The organism is Limibacillus sp. MBR-115 (genome assembly GCF_040549425.1).
GTDB classification, from domain to species: Bacteria; Pseudomonadota; Alphaproteobacteria; order Kiloniellales; family CECT-8803; genus Limibacillus; species Limibacillus halophilus.
Genome location: NZ_JBEPTJ010000004.1, coordinates 72,380 through 89,074 on the forward strand (window position 1 = coordinate 72,380; position 16,695 = coordinate 89,074).

Consider the following 16,695-nt stretch of genomic DNA (forward strand, 5'->3'; position numbering starts at 1 on the left):
TCATGGATATCTTCGATAAATACGCACCGCTGCTGGAGCGTTTCCAGGCTGCGACTTCAGGAGGCAAGAATCCTTTTGGGGTCTGTCTGGAGGATATCTACTCGGCTACCGAAGCCAAAGTTGACGGCCGCCGGACCATCCTATTGGGCACCAACAACTATCTTGGGTTGACCTTCAACGAGGATTGCATTGCCGCAGCAACCGAGATGCTGAAGAGCCATGGCACCGGAACCACCGGTTCGCGCATCGCCAACGGCAGTTATGCGGAGCACGAGGCGTTGGAGAAATCCATTGCCGAATACCTGAATCGCAAGTCGGCCATCGTGTTCAGCACCGGATATCAGGCGAATTTCGGTGTCATCGTCGGCCTCGCCGGACCCAAGGATGTGATCTTTCTTGATGCCGATTCTCACGCCAGCATCTATGACGGTTGCAAGCTCAGCGGTGCAACGCTGATCCGCTTCCGCCACAATGACACGGAAGACCTCGACAAGCGCATGTCACGCTTTGCCGACTTCGAAGGCTGCAAGCTTGTGGTCACGGAAGGACTTTATTCGATGCTCGGTGACACGGCTCCCTTGAAGGAATTCGTCGAGGTCAAGAAAAAGCACGGTGGCTGGCTGCTGGTGGACGAAGCCCATTCGTTTGGCATGTATGGTGACCACGGCCGTGGCGCTGCCGAACACTACGGCGTCGAAAAGGATGTCGATTTCGTCGCGGGAACCTTCTCCAAGAGCCTTGGCGCGATCGGCGGATTTGGGGCGTCGGATCATCCGATGTTCGATGTATTGCGTTTTGCCAGCCGTCCATACATGTTCACGGCTTCGCCGTCGCCGGCTTCCATTGCCTCGGTTCATGCGGCACTGGATTGCATGCGCAAGGATCCGAGCCTGAGGACAAGAATCTGGGAAAACGCGCGGCACCTTTTCCACGGTTTGAAGGACGCGGGTTTCGAGGTCATCTCGGAGTTGAGCCCGATTGTCGCGGTCCGCATGCCCGACGAAGCGACGGCGGTGGCTTTCTGGAACCGCCTGCTAGAGAACGGAATTTATGTGAACCTGGCCGTGCCTCCCGGCACGCCCAAGGGCGTTTGTTTGATGCGGTGCAGTGTCTCTTCTGCCCATGAAGCCCGGCAGATCGACGAGGCTATCGACGCCTTCGTGCGGACCCGGTCGGAAGTGTTCAGCGATGAAGAGATGGCCGCCACGGCTTCGTAATTGGCAGGGTTGCCAATCAGCGTAAAGCGCCCTGACGGTAGAGTTTTATGGCAAGCGGTATCCCGGCCAGGATCGGGTGGCGCTTCTGCCATTCCGTGAGCGGTATCCGCACGCCGGAATGCCGCTCTACCTTCCAGGCCAGATAGGTCGCGCCGCCGGCAAAGGTGAAGGCTGCTTTCATAAGGCGCAGGACAGACAGCGGCTTGCCAATGGCGCGGCGCATCCACCAGAGGCTTCTGCCGAACCATACTGGCTTGCGCCACGAGCCTTCGACCGACTTGAGAAACAGTTCCCCGGTCAGTCGGTAGCGCTCTGGGTCGGTTGCAAGAATATCGGCGCCCCGCAGTGCATTCTCGGCCCGTAGCTCCGTCGCATAGGTTTGCTTCAGCGCGTGGAGCCAAATCTGGTCGCTGGTTTCTGCGAGAACCGTCGGCAGCGCGGCCGCCAACATGGTCTGTTGCGCGCGCTCAAAAATCTTCAGACAGGTATCCCTCGTGTCGTCGCTGTCGTGCCAGGCGATGGCGGTCGGTTGGGAAAAGCGCGCCCAGAAATAGGGATGCAAAGCGCTGCCCTTGACGCGGCTGTGAAGCTGATTCATCGAAACGACGGCGTACTTGGCGCGAAACGTTTGCGCGGCATTGCCTGCCTCCAGATAGTAGACATTAGGCGGCAGCAGGGCATTGAAAAGAGCTGAAACGGGGTTGCGGTGAGCCTCACGGTAACTCCGCACGACCACATAAAGGTCCGCCATGCGGTCCTCGGTGATTCCGTCGCGCAGGCAGCTACCGTAGAAAAGCACGGCCATGGCCCCGGGGTGGCGGCTACGGGCCTTCTCGACAAGAAGCCGCAAGGCCTCAGAATCCGGAGCCTCGGCTTCGCGCTCCAGAATTGGCCTTAAGAGGTTGGTACGAGCTTCACCGTGGGGCATCGCTCAGATCCTGACAAACTCGAAACTATGCCCCAACTCGACCTTCAGAGGCTCGGTCGCATGGCAATCGAAAAGCTGTCCGTCGATGGTAAAGGGACTGTCCATCCAAAGTTCCAAAACTCTTGCTTCCCCGCTATGGCACCCCTTGGGATTCAGCTTGCGGTCGGCCTTCCCGAAAAGCAACCGCGGCAACGACCACCAAAACGCCGCTCCGGGTTTCTGGACCAGGGTCACGCTGAAGCCGCTTCGTTGGCTCGGATCGCGCGGCTGGTTCCAAAAGGGTCGGGTTCCGACCACCAACCTGTCCAGAGTAGTCGCGACCACGACCGAGAGCGAGTCGCTTTGCTTCTCGCCTCCATCCCAACGCCAGTCGACGTTCTGGCCTTTTAGCAAGCGACCGCCGATCATCTGCTGAACCAAAAGGCTTGCCATGGTGGCGGCATTGGCCCAACCCGCCTCCAAGCCTAGGGTGTGCACACGGTCTCGGCAATATTCTATGCCTTGATAGATTCCGGCGCCGCCGAGAAAGAAACCCGCCTGGGGCGGGCCCATGCCACCACCGGAAACTACGATCGGGCTGCGTCTCAACGTTTCGCTGCGCCAGAGCGCCTCACCTCGCTGAAACCGCTTCACAAGGCGGGCAAGCGCTTTATCGGCCTTGCCTTTGAGGCCAATGTCGGCAGCGGTCATGTTCGTCATGCCGGCGGATAAAATGGCGATGGCCGGGCGCGGTAGGTCAGGCTGGCGAACAAGGTACTCGGTCATGCTGGCGACGACGGTACCGTCACCTCCGGCGATCGCAACGAGCGGCAAGCCTGCGTCGGCGAAACGCCGTAACGTGCGACCCAGAGCCTCGATCCCGTCTAACTCCACATAGTCGATCAGATCGCCATAACTCTGCACGGCCTCCCTGAGCGCAGGAAGACCGCGCTTGTTGCGCTGGCTGTGTGGGTTGACGACCAGCCCGAAGCGGTTCATCGATTTTGCGGCTTGGTCAGCCATGATGTCAGACCTTGACCTTTGGCCGTTGCGGCCGCGGCCTGCCCGAGTTGCAGCAGGTGCACTGCGAGAGACAGTGCTGTCCAAATCGCAACGGCCAGCAAGCCAAGGTCCTCGCGACCGACCAGCGCCGAGGCGGTCAGCAGCAGGAGATTGGGGTTGCGGCGCGCGGTGATCAGACGGAAGAAGCTGTCGAATGGCCGCCAGACATGAACCTCCAGCTTGAAGAGCGCGATGAACAGCCCTTCGATCAGGCGCTGGATGATGTATCCGGCGAATATGACGACCAGGCTGGCGTAGTAGACAGAGGGCTCCAGGCTATGGGGCCCCGCCTGCACGCCCCAAGCCCATGCCAAGTACCAAAAGGGCGGGTGTATCAGGTCGATACTGTGGTCGAAGACGTTGCCCCACTTGCTGTACTGGTAAGTGATTCGCGCCAGTTTGCCGTCGACGGTATCCAGGAAAGTCATGATCCAGGCGGCCAGCAGCCCTAGTAGCCAGGCACCTTCCGCAAAAAGGAGCATCGCGGCCAGCACCATGATCAAGCTAACCAGCGTCACCATGTTGGGCGTCAGTCCCATACGGGCGCAGAATTTTGTCACATGGAAAGCAGGCCAGGGCCAGACGTGCTTGGTAACGACATCGGTAACGCCTTTGTATGTCCCCATGAAAAGCCGCCACTCCACCGCGCGTCGGTTAGCTTCCGTTACACGCAGCGCCAGGGGTTCGGCCCGTTTGCGCAGGTCATGCCAGTAATCGCTCCCGAGGTCGGCGACACGCCAAGCGGGCAGGCCGACCGCCGGGTCATCGAGAGCCGCAGCGGCTTCATTTGCCTTGTTGCTTTTCGCTGCCAAACCGGCACCGCTGTCGTCAATCAACAGGAAGGGCCCGGGTTCCTGCAACAAGGCGCGAATAACCGGCGGGTCGAATGCACAATCGTCCCAAAGAGCGATATAGGGGCCATCCCCGGCGTCGCTCGACATCGTGACCTCGCTCGCGTTGGCGAAGGTTGCCGCGCCCAGTTTGCGAAAGGCGCGCTCCAGATGGGCACGTGGCGTCAGCGTCCAGAGCGGTACATTGCTGCGACCCACGAACAGAACGGTTGTTTCTGGGGTTCCCTCGGTCATATCTCTAAGCGTAATCCATCATCGGTTTATGGAAGCGGGGATAGAAGTATCGGCTGCGGGTCTTGCTGTCACTCCAGCCGAATCGCATAGGCAAGAATGCCACAAGTCAGGGCCGAAGGTGGAATCCAGGCGGCTGCCATCGCCGGCAGCAATCCTGCTTCCCCCAGGGAAACCGCTGCCGCGCTTAGAATCTGATAAAAGAACCCGACCAATACGCTGTTCACGATGAGCCATACCGCGGTCCCCCGGCGTCGAAAGCGCTGGGCTACCGCGGCAACCAACAAGACCAACAGGATCGGATTAAGTATCTGCACGAAGCGGAACTGCCGCCAGGTTTCGAAAATATAACCGGGGCGGACGCCAAAGCCATCCGCCGAGGAGATTCGCTGCAACGCCTCCAGCGGTAACTCGGGAGCCGGCTGGCGCAGCAGTTCGATATCTTGCAACTGGATATCCGCTTGCCACGCATAGGTGCTGCCCCGCGTCATTTCCCCCACCTCGCCGACAGGACGAACGATAGCGTCCTTCAACTGCCATCCGGCAAAGGTCTTGCGGGCAATTGCGGATTCTACTTCCAGGATCAACTTCCCGGAATCGTCCCGTCGGAAAATATGCAAATCCGTGATGAGGCCCGGCTGCTTGGGATCATAGCGCAAGCTGACGATATCGTTGCCGCTACGCACCCACAGCCGCCCCTTGTCGTCAGTCGGCAGCGGCGCCGGTTGGAACTCAGCGATACCCCACTTCCGAAGTGCGTCGGCAGCCGGCGGCATGAGCTGATTGTCGACGCCGTACTGGACTATGGCGAGCACGGCCGCGGCCGGCAGCAAAATTCCAAATTGCCTGAAAGGCGACAAACCAGAGTTCCACAGGGCCACAAGCTCGCTGTGCCGGATAATGGTCACGAAGGAAAGGATCGCAGCCAACAGAGCCGCGACCGGCAACAGGCGTGAGGCGAGGGTTGCCGATCGGTAGAGTGCATAATTCAAAAGGGGTGAATTCACACGGGTGCTGGCGACAACGGCATCAGCATTTTCCAAAAGGTCGAAAGCCAGGGCAAAGAGCACAAGGCCAATGGAAAGCGCCAAGAACCGTATCAGCAGGAGGCGGCCGATGTAGCCGGACAATATGGTCACTGTGTCCGTCCTCCGGCTTCCATAACGATGATGCGCCGCGTTCTCCTCCTGCTAGGCAAATCGAAGAACCGGCCTTCCGATTGACGAACCTTGAAGGCTGCGCTGTAAAACAGAGTCGCGGCGACCGTGACGAGAAGCACCAGAGAACCCCATTGGGCCACCCAGGGCGAGGCCAGCCCCTGTTCCACAAGGTCACCGCCAAGGCTCAACAACTCGTGCTGGATGACAAGGATCACGAAGCCGACGATCAACCCTTGGCCCTGCCGCACACGGCGTCCGCCCATGGCCAGGGGAATGGCCAGGAAAGGGAGTATGAAGATGGTCAGGCTCCGCACAAAGCGTTCATGAAGCTCGGCTATGATTTCACCTTTTGTCGCAGTTGTGTCGGGGGAGCTGAGCCCCCTCCACAGCTCAAGAAGTGTCATCTCCCGCTCGTCTTCGCCGCGTCCGCGGAATCCCAGATACTCCTGCATAGGTATGACCCAGCGCGTTTCATCAAAGTGAAGTGCGCTGCTGGTTTGGCCAGGCTGAATCAGACCGTTGGAGATTTTTCGCTCGATCCTCAAACCGTCGAAAAGGCGGAGCAGCAGCACATTCTCGTCGCGCTTTGATACCAGATGCCCTTCACGCGCCGTGACCAAGGACACCGGTTGATCGTCGCGATCGGAGAAGATGAAGACCTTCCTGAAAAATTGCCCGTCGCTGGATACCTGTTCTGCGATGAAGGTGGTTCCCTTGTAGGTTCTGAACACGCCTTCTTGAACATAGGCAAGTTGCGAGGTGTAGGTGATGGCGTGGACCGCTGCCCGGTAAGCATACCGACCGTATGGCTGCAGATAGTTGAAGACCGTGAGCGTTAAGAGAGATACGAGCACCGCGATCATCAGCATGGGACGGGTCAACCTGGAAAGACTAACCCCGCCCGAGAAAAGCGCGTCCAACTCGTTGTTTCTGTGAAGATTGTTGAAGGCTACGTAGATGGCTAAAAAAAACGCCAACGGCAAGGCGAGGCCAATGTAATGGGGCGCCAGGAAAGCCAACAGTTTGAGGACCGATCCGAGCGAGCCATGCGCATCGAGCACCAAGTCCATCACGCGCAGCATGCGTTCGACAAGCAAGGCGAGCAGGGCAACGCCCATCGTCGCACCCAATGGTGCGGCAAGGAGCCTGAAGAGATAAAAGTCCAACTGTTTCATAGAGGGCCCTGCGCGCTTGCCCGTCAAGCGGGCCAGCAATCTTTCAATGCTGTGAGAAGCGCCTGTCGCGTGTGCGGTTCAATATCCGGTGCACTCCCAAGGTTCGGCACTGCGGGCCAACCGCTATCGGCGAAGGTCGTGCCGCCAAACTGTTGCGGCGAATCGTAGCGCGGCAGCACGTGAAAATGCACCTCCCGATCCACCATCATAAGCATCAGGTAGTTGATCTTCTGATAGGGGCGAAAGGCACGCAAGGCGGTCTCGATGTCCGATACGGCCCGGGCGAGTTCCATGAAGGACTCTTTATTGATGTCGGAGAAGGCCTGTGCCTTGGATTTGTGGGCTAACACAAGCGCGCCAAGCGTAGCCTGCGCCGGGCGTAGCAGAACCACCCAGTTGGCATAGTCGGCAACCAAGCTATCGGGGTAGCCGAACTTCTCGATTGTCGGATTCATATGGCTATTACCTTTTTTGGTTGCAGGTTCGGGCTGCCAGAGTCCCCTGGTTACACCAGGCGGTAGGTGATCGATCTGTTGCGTCTTTTAACCCAGAATTATGCTTTTGGGCGAGTGTTGCGGCATTTCAACGATTTCTCCCGCCTCATTCAGCCCCCTTTGGCGTGTTTCCAAGTACCAATGTCCCCCCTCGCTGTAGAAGCGGTAGAGATTATAGTGGGCTGCAGGGCGGTCGCGATAGGGCAGAGCCGAAGCGGAGGGTACGCCAATAACGGGAACCGGGCACGACGGATCCGGGCCCGGCAAAGTGAGATTGACGAAACGGTGATTATGCCCGTGCAGCACGAGTTCGGCCCCGGCGCGGGCAACAACCTCCGCAAAGGCCTGTCGGTCGTCGAGGCCTTTGCGACCCGAGGCCGCCTCCGCCAAGGGCGGATGATGGAGTAACACCACCCTGATCAGACCGGCCGATCGGGCATCGGCAAGGAGCCGTTCCAGGCCGGCAAGCTGTTCCGGACCCAGACGCCCGGACGCCAAACCCGGCGCTGTGGCGACGGCGCTGGAGAGGCCAATCAAGGCAAGAGGTCCCCGCTTTCGAATGAAGGGGAACGTGCTTGAGCGCGTTTTAGAGCCCGGATCCTTGTCACTTTGCATGTATCCGGCCCAATGGCCCCAGCCATCGGCCCAGGAAAGATCGATATAGGCGTCATGATTGCCGGGAACCAGAGACACCGTCTCTGGCGGACCCAGGCCATCGAGCCAACGCCGGGCCTGTCGGAACTCGGCGGGTAGGGAAATATTGGTAATGTCACCGGTGACGGCAATGTGGTCGGGGTTCTGTGCCGCCAGGTCCGCGCAGATCCGATCCAGAACGTCGCGCCGATGTATGTGCCGCCGTCGCCGTTGCCACGATAGATAGCCGAGAACCCGCTTGCTGGCGAGCTCGCGCCAACCGGGCTGTGGCAGAGGCGGGACGTGTGGGTCAGACAGATGTGCTAGAAGATACATTGGGCCGTGGCGGTTTGCGTTCAAATATGCCATTGTGATGATAGGGCTTTGTGCTCATTGAAGACCATCCCACTTTTATCCTGAACAGAGGTTTTCGGACGTTGAAAGCAGTGATCCTGTCCGCCGGTCAGGGCAAGAGGTTGTTGCCTCTGACCGAGAATACCCCAAAAGCGTTGCTTGATATCCAGGGCCGTCCGCTTTTTGCGTGGCAGGTCGATTCTCTTGCGGCTAATGGCGTAACGGAAATTGTTTTCGTGACGGGGTACAATAGCGAACTTTTCGATAAGTCTCTTGAAGACTTGGCGCCGCGCTACCCGCAGGTCAAGCTGCGTAGCCTTTTCAATCCCTTTTATTCAGTGGCCGACAATCTAGCGAGTTGCTGGATGGCGCGCTCTGAGCTTCAGGGCGACGTATTCTTGATCAACGGCGATACATTGTTCCACCGCGATCTTGCCGCGCGGGTGGTCACCAGCCCCGACGCGCCGATTACCTTGGCCATCGATCAGAAGGCTCAGTACGACGAGGATGACATGAAGGTCGGGCTCGACGGCACCCGGTTGATTGCCATCGGTAAAACGCTGACTGCGGAGCAGACCCAGGCCGAGTCCATAGGGTTTCTTTTCTTCCGTAAATCCGGCTCCGATCGCTTCGTGCAGATGCTAGAGGACTGGATGCGCGACGGTGAAGGCCTGCGGCGCTGGTACCTCTCGGCGATCCACGCGCTTTCCTCGGAAATCGATATCCAGACCCGGCTTATTGCGGGTCTCGAGTGGTGCGAGGTGGATTATCCGCAGGATCACCGGCGGGCTCAGGAGATGTTGTCGGCCTGGCCTTGAGTCAGAATGGATTCCACCAGCTTTAAATCCTCGAGCGTATCGACATCGATACCGACCAGGGGATCCGGGTGGTGAAAAGCAGCGATCTTGCAATCGGCGAGCTTGCTCAAACGATCCAGTGCCCGCTGCAAAGAGAGCCTTCCCAGCAGATAAGATAACAACAGGCCCAGCCCAAAGCGCCGCAGAATGCGTAAGGGCCGCTTCCGGTCTGCCTCGACACTCCGCCAAAGCGTCAGCAGATTTCGAGCAGGCTTCCCGCGCATCAGGAAAAGATTGCAGCCTGCTACCTTTTGGTCACTGAAACGCCAAGCCGTTCTCTTGACCTCGGGGAAGCGGCGCTGCAAGGCTTCCACATCGGCCAGCGCGGCCACGAAATCGGCATCTTCAGGCGCGCCGTCCAGGAACGCCTTGATCTGACCGGCCTGGAGCAAAGCGTGGTCGGCGGTCGTCAGCAGAACCCCGGTTTCCTCGGGGAGCTTTGCGAGAGCCTCCAGCACGCTGCTGGCGGGGCTTCCCGCTGGCGTCAGAATCCGGAGTTGCCCGAGCGCATTGATCCGCTGGGCCGTCTCGCTCTCGCGCACCGCTTCCGGGGCATCGCTGACCACCAGAATTTGGTTGAAGCGCTCACTTTCGTGTAACGCATTCAAGACTCGTGACAGCATTTGCTTGCCGCCGATTTCCACCATCCATTTGTCGGGTAATCCGAGAGCATTGGCGAGTGGATCGCCGCTCCTGCGGCGTCCGGCCAAGACGATGGCCGCGAGTTTCTCCGTGGCGCTGGTCACAGCAAGTCCTTCTCGTAAACCCGGTAGGTCTTGTAGATTTCAGCACCCATCGCCTCGATGATCTTATGAGTCCCGTGGTTGTCTTCCAGCACCCAGCCAAGCTCGGCATTAACGTTGCCTCGACCTTGATGGAAAATGCGGACATTCTCGATGATACCTAGCGCAAGAGCCGCGCCGAGATTTGTAGATTGATACTTTTGACGCACGCCCATCAAAGGCATGCGCACGGATTCCACACCGGAAACCTTCAGCCGCCACAGCAGCTTTACCCAGTTGAACGGGAAGAGCCGTCCGCCGAAATCGCGAATTGCTTCGTTAATGTTGGGAAGCGTCACCACCATGGCCGCTGCTTCTCCGTCTATCTCGGCAATGCAGCCGAATTCGGGAGTGATGATCGGCTTTATGGTTTTAGCGAGGTTGCTGATTTCGGACTCGGTCATGGGGACGAATCCCCAGTTGCCGGACCAGGCGTCGTTGAAGATATCGACGATGAGATTTAGATCGCGTTCGAAGTTCTTCCAATCAATGGCGCGGAACTCCACGTCGACCCCGCGCAGCGCTCTGTTCACCAGCTTGTCGGTGAGCGGGGGACGCGAATTCAAAGACCCATGGGCATAGGCCACTATGTCCTTGGCCTTACCGTAGCCTTGCTCTTCAACCCGGGGGCCGTAATAAGGCTGGGCGTGTCCCATCATGACGTATGGCGGCGTGTCGAACCCGTCGATCAACAAACCGGTTTCCTCGTTGATGGATAGGCTGAAGGGGCCTAGCGCCCGTTTCATCCCGCGTTGCTTAAGCCAGGACTCCGCGGTCTCGAAAAGCGCTGCAAATACCGCCGGGTCGTCGACAGCGTCGAGAAACCCGAAGTGTCCGGTCCAGTCTTGGTAGCGTTCCAGATAAATGCTATCGATCTGGGCGCTGATTCGACCGACGCAATCTTCCCCGCGATAAGCAAGCCAGAAGGCCGCTTCGGCGTGCTCGAAATAGGGGTTGTGCTTCGGGCTGAGGTTCAGCAACCGCTCCAATGTGAGTTGGGGAATGTAGTTTGGGTCCGACGCCATGATGCGTGCGGGCAACCGAACAAAGCGCTTCAGGTCGCGGCGGTTTGCGACGGGAACGACGCTGATCTCGCTGTGTGGCATCAAAAGTGCTCTACGCCGCTTCTGGAGTATCCGTCTTGCGGGGCGCCTCGTCCCGTCGCTCCGGCGAGAGGCGCGCAACCCACGGATAACGCTCCGCCTCTTGGGCGGTATAGCCCAGGTTGAAGACGGTTGCGCTTCGGGCGATGTCCTTGGGACGGGCGTAATAGGTGCCGAGCATCTTGTCGGCGGCAAAATTCGTGATGCCGAAATTGCCCTGCTCGTTATGGAAGTGGTGAGCCAGGTGCAACTTCTTAATCTGCTTCAACCATTCATATTCGGGTTTGAAAGGTAGGTGCTGAATGCAATGGCAGAACTCGTAAAAGCAGGTGGTGATGAGCCCTGACGCCAAGGCCGCCGCGGCGCCGCCCGGTCCGGCCAAGACCCAACCGATCGGCAAGGTCACGACCAAAATGGTCGGTAGCGTCGTGTAGAGCGCACCGAACAGAATGCCTAAATCGTTGGGGTCCTGATGGTGATCGAAATGAATGCGCTTCCACAGGCTGGCGGTCGCGGCGCTTTTGTAAAGATAGCGGCCGTGCAGCACGAAGCGGTGCAGCAGGTACCAGATGAAGGGGTAGACGGGCACCACCAGGGCCGCGGCGAACAGCGACATGACGGTATCTTGGTTCCAGGCGACGGCGGCAATGATTGAAAGGACCGCCAGCAGCAGATAGGCCATGATGGCATAGTAGGTGAAGTAGGCCCGCACTAGGTCGCCCAGCGTCATCTTGTCCAAAAAATACTTGCGCGCCGACCAGACGCCCCAGCGGATTTCCACTCTGCTGCTCTCCTGTATTGAGAATCTGCCGTAAAGATAGTCTCCATGGGCCCTTTCAGCAAGGCTAGGTCAGGTCTTGGTTCATCGCTAAGCAGTCCAGGGCGTCCACGTCAGAAACGGCCGAGCCCGCGTGGTTTCAACTTGTTGGCCCAATAGCGGACACCCGCCCGCCCGCCGCCGGCTAGATCCTGCGACGATTGGGGGGTTAAGTCGTCGTCCAGTTGATAGATTCGGGGGATGGCGGTGGCAATACGAAAGGCCGCACTGGCTTCATCGTCTAGGTTCTCGATCACCCGGGCCAGCCCGCGTATGGAACTGGTATGGGCCACCACCAGTACGCGTTTCCCGGCCTTTAGAGCCGGGCCGATCTCCTCCTCGAACACTGGCCGCACCCGCGCAGCGGCGTCGCCCAGGCTCTCACCCCTGGGTAGGCGCGTCGGGTCGATGTCGGCGAAACGCGCGACCTGCTCCAGCCACCGCGGATCATCGTCTTCCAGTAGCGGCGGCACCGCATGGTAGTCGCGCCGCCAAGCCACGACCTGCGCATTTCCGTGCTCTGCAATTGCGGCGGGACGCGTCACTTCTTGTAGTTGTCCGTAGTGGCGTTCGTTGAGCCGCCAATCGACAACGACCGGCAGCGATTCAGCCGCCATCGTTTCGGTAATCGCCTCCAGGGTTTCCCGCGCCCGTAGCAGCCGCGAACAGTAAGCGACATCGAACTCCAGGTTCGCGCGCCGCAGGGTTTGGGCGGCTTTCCGCGCCTCTGTCCACCCAGCCACGCTGAGCGGTGTATCGCCCCAACCCGCGAAGCGATTTTCCTGACCCCAACGTGTGGCGCCGTGACGTATGAGAACAAGTGTTGGCATAATAAAGCGATTCTGTGATGTTAGCGGCCCAATGAAGAGCCTAAGGGTCGTGTGGCCCGGAGGCCTTCTTCTGGAGTTTTATCGCCTCCAAGACGCTTTTTATACCGCCCATTTGCTTGTGGAAAAAGGTCGGGGGCGGCATACCACGGGGCCTATCGGTTGGACACCCGCTTAGTTGCTTGCAAGGACGGCCGTAGGAACGAAATGTCGGCACCAGAGACGCCAAGAGGTAAAGTCGCGCAAAGGTCGAAGATATCCGAACCAAAAGTGTGGCTGTTACTAGACGACCGCCCGGGTCATCGTACCCAGGTGCGCGGCCTGGCGCGTCTGCTGGGCGTGACTGGCGTGGAAAAGCCAATGGTTTTTTCCTGGCTCAACAAGCTGCCCAACCCCTTATTGGGCGGCAGCTTGCTATCTGTCGACACCGACAAGAGCGCGCCATTGCAAGCACCTTGGCCGGATTTGGTGATCGCCATGGGACGCCGGTCGGTGCCACCGGCGCGGTGGATCAAGAAGCAAAGCGGCGGTCGCACCCGAATCGTTCTGTTGGGGCGCAAGGCCGCCAACGGCATGGCGGATGTCGACCTAGCCCTGGTCTGCGCGCATTTTCAGCTTCCCCCCCACGCGCATCGGCGCACCATCGTGTCGCCGCCGACGCAAGTGCATGCGGCCTTGCTGGAGGCCGAATTGGCGCGGATTGGCGACCCCCTCCGTGAATTGCCGTCGCCGCGCGCCCTGTTCCTCATAGGCGGCCCGACCGCACAGCATCGCCTGACGGCGACCTTTGCGGGCACGATGGCCGCCGCAGTTACTTCCGCCGCAAAGAAAGCCGAATTAAGTCTGGCAATCGTCACGAGCCGCCGCACGCCAGAATCCGCAATCCATGCGATTCGAGAGGCCGCGCCCGACGCACACCTTCATCTTTGGCGACCTGATGCCGCAGATAATCCCTATCTCGCCTACCTCGCCGCGGCCGATTGCCTTGTCGTCACGGGCGAGAGCGAGTCGATGCTGGCCGAGGCGGTTGCCACCGAGAAGCCGCTGACGATCTATCCATTGGAGCCGCGACCCTTGACGGCTAAACAGCGAATGATTGCGAGTCTGACGCGCAGGGCCGAAGGTCGCGGCCCGCTGGCCACATGTGTCAGATTTCTGATCGGACACGGCTGGATGACGCCGCTGCGCGATCTGGACTTGATGCACCGGCTGCTGAAGGCGGAAGGGCGGGGCGAGTTGTTCGCCGGTAAGATCAATCTGGCGGCGCCAAGGCCTTCAAGCGCGTTTGCGGATGTTTCCGATCAGGTCTGGAAATTACTCGGCGAGGATGTGCGATTCGGCGAAGGGTCCGATGATGCATAAAGGTTGCAAGGACATTGCTTCTCGGTTGGGGTTCCCAAAACCGCTGGACGAACGGGCAATTTGGTTCTTCGGCGCAAGCCGGGATGACTTCGAGCGCGCGGCGCCATTGATCGAGGGACTCTCAGGGCGCGACACGCGGTTGGCGGTCCTCCTGACCGTTTCGCCGGGAGGGAATGGCGGGCAGGCCGCGACCCTGGCTGATTGGCTTGAAACACGGTTCCCGTCAGCGCGGATAGTCCCCGCGCCGTTTGGCAATGCGCTATCACTTAAGCTTTTTCTGCCGCGCTTGAGGCTGCGGGCCGCGGTTTTTCTGGAAGGCCCCGGTCGCCCCGACGGCCGCTTGGTAGACGGGCTTCGCGCACGGGGCATTTCGCTGGTTGGCGTAGCCGGACCTACGACGCCGGGTGACGCCTTTCCAGATAGCCTGAAAAGACTGCTGGAGCGGGTTTTCCTGATTGGCGCGACGCCTGCGCAAGCCCGATCGGACCAGAGCCCGCCGCTGGAGCCGTTGGATGCAGAGGCTTGCGTCGCCCGATTACAGGCCATCATGGCCCGCGATCTGAAAGCATCAGGCTCCGCATCGCGCAAGGGGCTGGCCGGGAAACTGCTCAATCTGACCGAACGCGATCAATGGAATGAACGCCTTGCATGGCGGATGAAGCGGTATCGCGGGTTGGAGGAACTGTCAGGAATTCTCGGCGCGCCGCAGACGATCCTCTGTCTGGGCAACGGACCTTCGTCGGAAGACCCATCGTTGAAGGATATGTCCTACGATGCTCTGTTCCGAGTCAATCATTCGTGGCTGGAACGCGGCTTTCTCGCGCAGCCTGATGTGGTCTTCACCGGTGCCAAGCAAAGTCTCAGGGTTGTTCGGCAGGCTATTTTCGGCTTGCAGTCGCGAGGTGCTGAATCGCGTCTGGTACGCGAACGCGTGTTCAACCCACTGTTGCCCGCCAGCCGGTTTTTCCATGTTGGCGATACGACACCATTGCTTTGGGACTTCGATTGGGAACATTTGCGCCCAACGAATGGCGCTTGCATGCTGGCGACAGCGGTCGCCTTGCGCCCTCAGCGATTGATTGTCGCAGGCGTCGACCTGTTCCAGCATCCCGAAGGCAGCTATCCGGGGGACAAAACGACAGCCAACGCCTATTCGCCCGGGCACAGCCGCGAGAAGGAGCAAGCCTTCATTCTGCAACTGCTGGCCCGCTATCCGGGTGAGCTGACAATTGTCAGCAAGGTATTGAAGGAAGCTTGGGAAGAATACCGGGCGCAAGTTGATGTGACACAAGCCGGACGCACCATCTAGCATTGGCGACGGGCGCTTCCATATTCTATAAGCTAAAACCGATAGACGGATTTCAGATTGGAGCCGCCTGCCGATAAGGCAGACGTGAATTGGCCGTGGCCGACGAGTTCAAGAAAGAAGCGCAGTTCAAGACCTACTGGCACCACCGCAAGCCGGGCTTCTGGTTTCGCAAGGATCGGGATCGCCCGGAGGGCATCCGCGATTTTCCCGAGGTTGTGCGTTTCGACGTCGATCCAGGCGTGCCCCCGAGCAGCAAACCACCCGTTAGAATTTTTCTCGGTACCGAGCCTTCACAATACCGCGCCGAGCGAGTCTTTATCTGGTCGGTCAAGCAAGTCCGCGATCCGGCCCGGGTCTACGAAATTTACATCATGAAGGATCTGAAGGGGTACGACCGGCGCGGCTGGAAGACCGGCTTCACGAATTACCGTTACGCGATTCCCGCGATGGCCGGCGGTCAAGGTCGTGCGATCTACAATGATGTCGATCAGGTCTATCTGTCGGACCCGGCCGAGCTGTTCGATCTGGAGATGGACGGCGCGGGGATTCTCGGCATTACCGGGCGTGAGACATCGGTTCTGCTGATCGATTGCGAGAAAATGGCGACGTTCTGGTCGATTGACGAAGCCAAGGCGGGCCGTAAGCATCGTTACTTTCGCGATATCACCCATGGCAACAACCTCTGGGGCCAGCTTCCCGGCGAATGGAATGCGCGCGATGAGGAGTTCGAGCAGGGCAAGTCGAAGTGCTTCCACTTCACGACCTTGCAGACCCAGCCTTGGCAGCCGTTTCCCGATCAATTGCTCTATAAACCGCACCCCGACGGTGAAGTTTGGTTCGCGCTTGAGCGCGCCGCCGATGAAGCCGGATACACGCCCTTCACGAAGGAACGCCCCAGCCGTCGTTTCACGGAGATGCTGGAGCAGTACCGTATCCTTCACGAGCAGGGCGAACAGACTCTGGAGTTGGAGCCGCAGCAGACCTTCAGCGGCAAGTCGCTGGCCCGGCATCTCGCCGATATCGGCAAGCTTTGCGGCAGGCACGGTGCTTCGAGCCTGCTTGACTATGGTTGTGGCAAGGCGCTGTTCTACGACCGCTTGCCAGGTGAACCCGACAGCAGCCGTCTGCGGCGACACGCGCAGCTTCCAGGCGTGACGGTGACTTGCTATGACCCAGGGTACAAACCCTTTTCCGATCCTTATGAGGGTCCATTCGACGGGGTTATCTCCACGGATGTCCTGGAACACATTCCCGAAGAGGATATCGGTTGGGTGCTGGATGAGATATTCGGCGCGGCCCGCAAGTTCGTCTATGTGGTTGCCGCTTGCTATCCAGCCCGCAAAACGCTGCCCAATGGCGAGAACGCGCACTGCACGCTGCTTAGTCCGGAATGGTGGGCCGGCCAACTTGAAACCGCGGCGCGTCGCAAACCGGGGGTTCATTGGACGCTCTGCACGATTGAGAAAACCAGGATAGGCAAGCGGCGTCGCCTGCAAGACGGTACTGGCGCTCAGCGTCAGGCAGCTTGAGCGCAAGGACGCAAGAGAAACGGCG

16 protein-coding genes are annotated in these 16,695 nt (G+C 59.4%); 5 read left to right on the forward strand and 11 right to left on the reverse strand.

The annotated features are described in order from the left end of the window. The first annotated feature begins 2 nt into the window (after nucleotides 1-2). On the forward strand, nucleotides 3-1,217 hold the full coding sequence (locus tag ABIE63_RS10025; protein ID WP_354504333.1) for an aminotransferase class I/II-fold pyridoxal phosphate-dependent enzyme: 1,215 nt from the start codon (nucleotides 3-5) through the stop codon (nucleotides 1,215-1,217). A gap of 16 nt (nucleotides 1,218-1,233) precedes the next feature. Here ABIE63_RS10025 and ABIE63_RS10030 read toward each other — a convergent pair whose 3' ends face one another. From ABIE63_RS10030 to ABIE63_RS10060, 7 genes are all read right to left on the reverse strand, one after another. Then, the gene (locus ABIE63_RS10030; protein WP_354504335.1) at nucleotides 1,234-2,145 is read right to left on the reverse strand and encodes a hypothetical protein; all 912 of its coding nucleotides are present in this window, start codon (nucleotides 2,143-2,145) and stop codon (nucleotides 1,234-1,236) included. Nucleotides 2,146-2,148: 3 nt separating this feature from the next. After that, nucleotides 2,149-3,147, reverse strand: coding sequence for a diacylglycerol kinase family protein (locus tag ABIE63_RS10035; RefSeq protein ID WP_354504337.1), 999 nt, complete (start codon nucleotides 3,145-3,147; stop codon nucleotides 2,149-2,151). Beyond that, complete coding sequence (locus ABIE63_RS10040; protein WP_354504340.1) at nucleotides 3,120-4,271, reverse strand: CDP-alcohol phosphatidyltransferase family protein; 1,152 nt, start codon at nucleotides 4,269-4,271, stop codon at nucleotides 3,120-3,122. Before ABIE63_RS10040 ends, ABIE63_RS10035 begins: the two co-directional genes overlap by 28 nt. Nucleotides 4,272-4,339: 68 nt before the next feature. Continuing rightward, nucleotides 4,340-5,407 carry an LptF/LptG family permease gene (locus ABIE63_RS10045; protein ID WP_183417409.1) on the reverse strand — a complete coding sequence of 356 codons (1,068 nt, stop codon included), beginning with the start codon at nucleotides 5,405-5,407 and terminating at the stop codon, nucleotides 4,340-4,342. Then, nucleotides 5,404-6,603, reverse strand: coding sequence for an LptF/LptG family permease (locus ABIE63_RS10050; RefSeq protein ID WP_183417410.1), 1,200 nt, complete (start codon nucleotides 6,601-6,603; stop codon nucleotides 5,404-5,406). The genes ABIE63_RS10045 and ABIE63_RS10050 overlap by 4 nt, the downstream gene beginning before the upstream one ends. Nucleotides 6,604-6,626: 23 nt before the next feature. Further along, entirely contained in the window at nucleotides 6,627-7,058 is a 432-nt protein-coding gene (locus tag ABIE63_RS10055; protein WP_354504343.1) for an HIT family protein, read from the reverse strand. 87 nt (nucleotides 7,059-7,145) lie between these two features. Beyond that, a complete protein-coding gene (locus tag ABIE63_RS10060; protein WP_354504345.1) occupies nucleotides 7,146-8,066 on the reverse strand; it encodes a metallophosphoesterase in 921 nt (306 codons plus the stop codon). Nucleotides 8,067-8,176: 110 nt separating this feature from the next. On the opposite strand from ABIE63_RS10060, the gene ABIE63_RS10065 reads away from it, so the two are divergent. Further along, entirely contained in the window at nucleotides 8,177-8,902 is a 726-nt protein-coding gene (locus ABIE63_RS10065) for a phosphocholine cytidylyltransferase family protein (protein ID WP_354504573.1), read from the forward strand. Here ABIE63_RS10065 and ABIE63_RS10070 read toward each other — a convergent pair. From ABIE63_RS10070 to ABIE63_RS10085, 4 genes are all read right to left on the reverse strand, one after another. Then, nucleotides 8,875-9,687: a nucleotidyltransferase family protein gene (locus tag ABIE63_RS10070; RefSeq protein WP_354504347.1), complete on the reverse strand. Its 813-nt coding sequence runs from the start codon at nucleotides 9,685-9,687 to the stop codon at nucleotides 8,875-8,877. The two genes, ABIE63_RS10065 and ABIE63_RS10070, sit on opposite strands and share 28 nt — an antisense overlap. After that, entirely contained in the window at nucleotides 9,684-10,829 is a 1,146-nt protein-coding gene (locus tag ABIE63_RS10075; protein WP_354504349.1) for a dATP pyrophosphohydrolase, read from the reverse strand. The genes ABIE63_RS10070 and ABIE63_RS10075 overlap by 4 nt, the downstream gene beginning before the upstream one ends. A 10-nt stretch (nucleotides 10,830-10,839) precedes the next feature. Continuing rightward, on the reverse strand, nucleotides 10,840-11,607 hold the full coding sequence (locus ABIE63_RS10080; RefSeq protein WP_221205916.1) for a sterol desaturase family protein: 768 nt from the start codon (nucleotides 11,605-11,607) through the stop codon (nucleotides 10,840-10,842). A gap of 110 nt (nucleotides 11,608-11,717) precedes the next feature. After that, nucleotides 11,718-12,473: a 2,3-diphosphoglycerate-dependent phosphoglycerate mutase gene (locus tag ABIE63_RS10085; RefSeq protein ID WP_354504351.1), complete on the reverse strand. Its 756-nt coding sequence runs from the start codon at nucleotides 12,471-12,473 to the stop codon at nucleotides 11,718-11,720. A gap of 204 nt (nucleotides 12,474-12,677) precedes the next feature. Here ABIE63_RS10085 and ABIE63_RS10090 point away from each other — a divergent pair, with 204 nt between their 5' ends. The 3 genes from ABIE63_RS10090 (at nucleotide 12,678) to ABIE63_RS10100 (ending at nucleotide 16,670) form a co-directional block, all read left to right on the forward strand. Then, nucleotides 12,678-13,832, forward strand: coding sequence for an ELM1/GtrOC1 family putative glycosyltransferase (locus ABIE63_RS10090; RefSeq protein ID WP_354504353.1), 1,155 nt, complete (start codon nucleotides 12,678-12,680; stop codon nucleotides 13,830-13,832). Further along, nucleotides 13,822-15,141 (forward strand): glycosyltransferase N-terminal domain-containing protein, encoded by a 1,320-nt coding sequence (locus ABIE63_RS10095; protein WP_354504355.1) that lies wholly within the window; start codon nucleotides 13,822-13,824, stop codon nucleotides 15,139-15,141. The genes ABIE63_RS10090 and ABIE63_RS10095 overlap by 11 nt, the downstream gene beginning before the upstream one ends. Nucleotides 15,142-15,230: 89 nt before the next feature. Beyond that, nucleotides 15,231-16,670, forward strand: a complete 1,440-nt coding sequence (locus ABIE63_RS10100) for a class I SAM-dependent methyltransferase (RefSeq protein WP_354504358.1) — start codon at nucleotides 15,231-15,233, stop codon at nucleotides 16,668-16,670. The last annotated feature ends 25 nt before the right edge of the window (nucleotides 16,671-16,695 follow it).